Origin of the sequence: Pseudomonas sp. zfem003, from assembly GCF_032621675.1 — a bacterium.
GTDB classification, from domain to species: domain Bacteria; phylum Pseudomonadota; class Gammaproteobacteria; order Pseudomonadales; family Pseudomonadaceae; genus Metapseudomonas; species Metapseudomonas otitidis.
Genome location: NZ_JAVYJG010000007.1, coordinates 528,118 through 534,505, shown reverse-complemented (window position 1 = coordinate 534,505; position 6,388 = coordinate 528,118). Strand labels below are relative to the sequence as shown.

Genomic DNA, 6,388 nt, shown 5'->3' with positions numbered 1-6,388 from the left:
CGAGAATGGCTGCTGCGAAGTGCTCGCGGTAGCGAAAAAGATAGAAAAGTGCGACTGACTTGAGTGTTTTGGATCGAGTGGCCGCTTTCAAAATCGGTAGGCGCTGAATTCAGCCAGAAATGCATGGCTACTTCAGACCATCCCTAAAGTCAGTGTCCACTCAGCGCGGGACAGACCAACCCGCGAAGAAAGCTCGCAGTAGTATGCCCGATTACGCTGAAATATTTATAACCCCAAGAGCCGACACAGCAGCGCTATGCAGCTGCCATCAGGTGAATTTGATAAGCGCTTTTTACAGTGTTTGGAGAGAGTGTATTTAAGGGGGCAACTCAGGACAAGCCTCTCGTTAGAAAACAAGTTACTAAATTAGGCCCCTCTAGTGAAACGGGGACTCTATATCGTAAATCTCATCTACCCCACTTTTTACCTCCTTCAAATCTGTATATCTCAACATCCTCCACTGTTCCGTACTTGGGGTGTCGGCCGGCATCATCGGATTACGCGGTATCCTCCTTAAAAAATAAATCCTCTGATGCGCCGGGGTAGAAGCATCCTCAACACCGGCCACTAACTCCTCCAAGCTATGAGGATACCCATACTCTCCTTCACGCCTGAGAATTCGTCCATCTTCATACGCCAACTTGTAGGCATCTATTGCCATTCGGATTTCCCTTAACGCCCTGCGTAGTTCTCGCTCTTTTTCTCGCTCGCGCTGCACCATCATCAGAGGAAAACACAAGCTGGCGATCAAGCTGATGATTGCCAATGAAACGACCAACTCAATGTAGGTAAACCCGTAGGGTCGTCGACTAACGCTCTTCATCCCATCTCAGTTCCTGAAGAGAGTCCAGTGGCAAATAGCGAAACACTGCGTGATCCGCATAGAGCCCTTCCAGACGGTATTCATCACCAAGAAGATCCCCTTTCTTCAGAGCGACCGGCATATCTTGATAACGAACATAGAGAACCCGAGCGTTCTTTTCTCGCAGCATCCCCAAGTAGGTAACCGTTAGCGCAGGAGCACTGGGTGGAGGCGGTGGAGGGGGTAACTCAACAGGTGGGAGTGGCGAAGGCTCGTACACCGAACTAGAGACAGGAACAATCGACTCAACTGCAGGCAGCAGTATTATTCGACGCCAAGGATCTTCCTCTACCAAGGAGGTGCTATCCGCTCCGGATAGCACCTTGGGAGTTGCAGGACTCGATGTGTCTTTGCGCGGCGCACGCGGTGAGTCGTCGTTAGCATCACGAGTTGACCACCAGGCCAAGGCAACGCTGACGACCAGTAAACCAATCAGTTTTCGGGAAATCATTGAGGCTTCACCAACAACTCGAAATCAATGGTGCTGCCCATCATCATCCCGCCCCGTGAAGCACCTGATTGAAATGACCAACGCTTGAAGACAAGCGCGTCATTGTCCAGTAAAGCCAGCAGAATAAAGCGCTCGACCTTCTCTCTGTCACCTCGAAGCTGCAGTTTGAAGCCGCTGCTTAGATAGCTGGACGCCTGACGGCTACTTGCCTGAGTGCTGATTTTATCGACCTCTATGCCAGCCTCATTTGCAGCCTTGTAGAACGCTGCTGGCATCTTCTCCGCTTCGACAGCATTAGGAAGAAACGCCTGGAAACGAGCAAGCATCGCCCTGCTTTGGTTTTCGGTTTGCCTTTCTGGGCTTAAGACAGTTGGTTGCCTTGCAGCTATCTCGCGACCAAGTCTGGTTATTTCTCGCTCGTACGCGAGCACGCCGAGAACAACAACCACGTTGACGGCTAGACACCCTGCGAGCAGTAACCTGGAGAACAGATTCAAATCAGCCAGGCGATAGCACAACCACCACCGCCATCGGTACAAAACCTCAAGGGTCAAGTCGCTCTTCATTGCCCCTCTCCTATGGGGCGGATCCGAAGGCTGAGCAACGAGGCGCCATCAGGTGAACGCTCTTCTTGCCTGACCATGACCGAGCACTTGCTATCAGGTACCTGCCACATTCCCAGGTAACGAGCGGCCTCGTCCCGGGTTCCTGCAACCATACGCAACTCGATCCAGCCTGCAGCAGTATTCCAGTCCAAGCTATCTATCTTGACTGTCGAGTTTTGTCCCAACTGCAAGCAGTCCAGCCATTGCTGAACAGGTAGACTTATTTCTCGAGATACGCCAAGAACCTCTTCGCGTTGCCTCTGCAATTGAATATCTGGAACGAAGCGCTGCCCTTCTTCCGGAAGCAGCTGCCGACTGAGAACGAAAGCCTGCAACTCTTCTATCCGTGCCTGGCGCCCCTGAACATATGCGACAAACAAAAGGACCACTAGAAACGTCACGGCAAGCATCATCCATACGGCTCTCTGAACTCGAACAGCCCCTGAGAAATCCGCAACATAAATGAGTCTCGCGCTCATTCACCCCCCTTGAGAAATGGAGTAGCCAGCTCACCGCTGGCAGCTAGATAGGTCAGGTTTTGCCTGGGCTCATTCATCAGCACATCGAACTCGTCGTAACAGAACACACCCAGACTTTCACGATGAAACTGCCGGGCGATAGAGCGCTCCATTCGCTCCACAGCGGATACGCCTGAAACGTCATGGCGCTCACTGAAGACATCCATTACCCGGCGGTCTCTGCAGTAGAAGTAGGTGAAGGCGGCAGGCTCGGTCACCACGAGCCAGCATGAGGAAGCAGGCAGTTCCGTTAGGCAGAGCCCAAGGCTTGCCAGTGCATAGACCTGTACGCTGTCAGCGAACGAGCAGCCATCCCAGCACCCCGCAGCTTCGTACAATGCCGCCACAACTACTGGCAGGCCATAGGCAACGGGCCCAGCAACTCGAAAGACGCAGGGTGCATGCGAGCCCAATGCAGCACCCGCATAGGCGGAAGCGATTCCAATGATCTCCGACGGACTCGACATCAACGGTGAGAAAGGCAGGCAGAAAACCGAGCAAAGCCCCCCGGAAAGCTCGACGCGCAACCTACGCTCAGCGATGGTGCCTTGGGACATCCACCAATCCTGCAATCCCAGTGCAGCCGTTGCAGCTGAGTAGGAGGCAGCTGAGTGGCCCTCGCCTTTTTGTGGGACTATCCATTCTTCCGAAAGATATACGCGGGGGCTGGCCTGTCTACTCGGCAAACGTAACACGCGCCACCTCCTGCAAACTGGTAGCCCCATGGGCGGCACTCTCAAGTGCAGTGGCCCGGAGAAAACGAGTCCCCCTATCACGAACCGCAGCCTTCAGATGGGAAATTGGAGCCTGGGAAACAATCAGCTCCCGGATCGCATCGTCCATCACCATGAACTCGGCAATGGCCATACGTCCTCGATACCCCGTTCCACGGCACTGTGAACAGCCCTTGCCGATACGATAGACATGCCCCTCGATCAACTCTCTGGCCAGACCGCTCTGTTCAAGGAAATGGGCGTCCGGTGTCCAAGGCACTGAGCAATGTTCGCAGATACGTCGAAGCAGCCGTTGTGCGACCACTCCGTTAATGGCTGATGTCATGGCGTAGGCGTCGACGCCCATATGACGGAAACGCTGAATGACATCGAGGATGTTGTTGGCATGCACGCTGGTAAAAACGGTGTGGCCGGTCAGCGCCGCCTGGATAGATATGGCAGCGGTTTCCCCATCACGTATTTCACCGACCATTATAGTGTCCGGGTCATGGCGGAGGATCGAGCGCAGCCCCCTCGCAAACGTCAAGCCCTTGGCCTCGTTGACGGGAATCTGCAAGACACCTTCCAACTGATACTCAACCGGATCCTCGACAGTTACGATCTTCTCCTCTCCCGTCCTCACTTCGCTAATCAGTGAATAGAGTGTCGTGGTCTTCCCTGAACCTGTCGGTCCCGTGATGAGCAGCATTCCGTAGGGCTGCCGGGCCAATCTACGCAGGGTATTACGCGAATCAGCGTCGAAGCCCAGGCGCTCTAGGCTCAACCGTGCTTCTTCACCGGTCAGGTGTTTGCGATCCAGCACCCGTAGCACTGCATCCTCACCGAAAAGGCCGGGCATGATCGAGACCCGGATATCCACATCACGCTGACTGATTATTGCTCGGAACCGCCCATCCTGAGGGATACGGCGCTCTGAGATGTCCAGTTCGGACAAGACCTTGACGCGGGAAACAATCTGCTCGGCCAGCTCACGCCCACTGAAGTTGTTGACGACGACCAGCACGCCATCAAGGCGCAATCTGACAATCAGTCCCGAAGCCGTATTTTCCAGATGAACGTCACTGGCCTGGCTGTTCATGGCATCCAGGAGGATGGCGCTCAAACCTCTTACGGAGGGGTGCTCCTCCTTGAGCGACGCGACAGTGACGGTGACCGCAGGCATGCGCCCGCCCTCTACTGACTCATCGCCCATATCCTGGGTGATACGGTTCTTTTCTCCCCATGAGGACATGAAGTCATGGATCGTCCGCGAACAGGCGAGCACCACTTCATGCTCACCGCCTCCAAGAGCGCGCTCCAGCCATACGCTCAACAACGGGCGGTACGGGTCAGATAGCACGACGAGAAGACGGCCGTCAGGTTCTCTGACTGGCAGCAACTCCTTGGCCAGACACTCCTGCAGAGAAATGACGTCAAACGCTGGCTCCACTTCGTCCAGATGAGACTTGTAGAAGAATCGATAAGCCGCACGTTGCGCCACCGCTTCAAGCAGCAGCTCTTCAGGAACGGAAGTGACCGCCATCAAAGCAGCAACCGGTGAGCCCCCTGGCGCAACCTGATGATCAGCTAGCGCCTGCTCCACGAGAGCCTCGATCTCATTCATGGGCGCAGGCTCCCGGCCAACTCGAAAATAGGTAGATACATGAGCACCACGATGGAGCCGATCAAGAGGCCGATGAACAGCATCAACAGAGGCTCCGCCAACTTGGCCAGCCGTTCCAGCAGAAGAGCCAATTCTCGGTCATGGAAATCGGCGGCCTGCTCCAACATGCGAGGGACCTCACTACTGCGCTCTCCTGCCCGCAAGAGTCGCAAGGCTATAGGCGTCAGCAGAGAACTGCTGGATAGCGCTTCGCTCAACCGTTCTCCACGGTTGATGCCTTCTATCGCTTTGGCGAGCCGTAGCTGCAGCAACTCGGGAAGCAGCCCGCCTGCAAGCTGCATCGCCTCAGGGAGAGGAATCCCGCCGTCAGAGAGAAGGGCAAGCGACCGGCAATAGCGACTCACGCTGAAGGTATGCCAGTGGCGACCTATCACCCTGCTTTCCAGCAAGCGTCGACTGAGTGCCAGCCGAACCTCAGAGCTACGTATCAAGAACACCACCAGGCAGGGAATGGCCACAAGCCCCCCCCCTAACAACCAAGGATTGGCCTGAGCCCAAATCCCCCATTGCAGTAGCAGGCGAGCAGGAAGGGAAAGCTCGACATCGACCTGTTCGTAAATGGCACTGAAGCGCGGCACGAGATAGACCAGCAGAAACATCACCACCGCACTACCTACTGTTATCAATAGAAGTGGGTAGGTCACTGCACTGAGGAGCTTTCGCCTCAACTCACCCAACTGCTCGCTGTAAGTCAGGAAGCGTCCGATGACCCTCGGCAGATCACCGGTTCTTTCTCCTGACCTGATGGTCGCCACGAACAACGGAGGGAACACTTTAGGCTGCTTGGCAAAAGCATCCGACAAGCTTTCCCCTGTCTCTACACAACGCTTCAGCTCACTGAACACAGCGCGATTCGAAGGGTTGGTCTCCCTCTCCATCAGAGCGGTCAGAACTTCGATAAGAGGCAGCCCCGCCTCCAGCAGGGTCTTCAACTCATGACTGACAAGGTTGAGAGAAAAGCTGCTACTTCGCTCAGGAAGCCAGCTTCCCCCCCTGACAGGTCGAATGCGCAGGGCGGTCCAGCCCTCTGACTGCGCAATATGCTGTATTGCCTGCTCGCTATCAGCTTCCAGGCTTACTCGGCTTACCTGTCCGCCTGGCACCAGCTTGTCCACGTGATAGGTGGGCATTCGACTCACCAGACGATATCGGCGCTATCGCCGTCGCCGCCGGCTGTACTGTCCTTTCCTAGTGAACGTAGAAGAAAATCCTCGCCGGCAGGGCCGGGAGACTCATAGACATAGGGCGCTCCCCATGGGTCCAGAGGAACCTCCTTCCGCAGATAAGGGCCTCTCCAGCGGCTTTCTCCGGCAGGGGCACGAATCAACGCATCCAACCCTTGATGAGTAAGTGGATAGTGGCCTGTTTCAAGTCGATATTGGTCAAGTGCCTTGGCCAAGGCATCCATCTGCGCACGCGCAGTGGTCACTTCGGAAGTACCCAGCTGCTTGAACAGATTGGGGGCGACGATACCGGCCAGCAGGCCGATTATCACGACCACGACCAGCAGCTCCAGCAAAGTGAAACCGCGAGAAGCCGTAGGCGAAGAAATCAT

7 protein-coding genes are annotated in these 6,388 nt (G+C 55.4%); all 7 read right to left on the bottom strand.

All coding sequences use genetic code 11. From position 1 onward, the window contains the following. Positions 1-376: 376 nt before the first annotated feature. Positions 377-823: a type II secretion system protein gene (locus RTK35_RS19475; RefSeq protein ID WP_316908769.1), complete on the bottom strand. Its 447-nt coding sequence runs from the start codon at positions 821-823 to the stop codon at positions 377-379. Positions 824-1,309: 486 nt separating this feature from the next. Then, complete coding sequence (locus tag RTK35_RS19470; protein WP_316908768.1) at positions 1,310-1,879, bottom strand: hypothetical protein; 570 nt, start codon at positions 1,877-1,879, stop codon at positions 1,310-1,312. Next, positions 1,876-2,397, bottom strand: a complete 522-nt coding sequence (locus RTK35_RS19465) for a hypothetical protein (RefSeq protein ID WP_316908767.1) — start codon at positions 2,395-2,397, stop codon at positions 1,876-1,878. The genes RTK35_RS19470 and RTK35_RS19465 overlap by 4 nt, the downstream gene beginning before the upstream one ends. After that, positions 2,394-2,993 (bottom strand): hypothetical protein, encoded by a 600-nt coding sequence (locus tag RTK35_RS19460; protein WP_316908766.1) that lies wholly within the window; start codon positions 2,991-2,993, stop codon positions 2,394-2,396. The genes RTK35_RS19465 and RTK35_RS19460 overlap by 4 nt, the downstream gene beginning before the upstream one ends. A gap of 118 nt (positions 2,994-3,111) precedes the next feature. After that, the gene (locus RTK35_RS19455) at positions 3,112-4,773 is read right to left on the bottom strand and encodes a GspE/PulE family protein (protein ID WP_316908765.1); all 1,662 of its coding nucleotides are present in this window, start codon (positions 4,771-4,773) and stop codon (positions 3,112-3,114) included. Continuing rightward, on the bottom strand, positions 4,770-5,963 hold the full coding sequence (locus RTK35_RS19450) for a type II secretion system F family protein (protein ID WP_316908764.1): 1,194 nt from the start codon (positions 5,961-5,963) through the stop codon (positions 4,770-4,772). The genes RTK35_RS19455 and RTK35_RS19450 overlap by 4 nt, the downstream gene beginning before the upstream one ends. 5 nt (positions 5,964-5,968) lie before the next feature. Continuing rightward, entirely contained in the window at positions 5,969-6,388 is a 420-nt protein-coding gene (gene gspG / locus RTK35_RS19445) for a type II secretion system major pseudopilin GspG (protein WP_316908763.1), read from the bottom strand.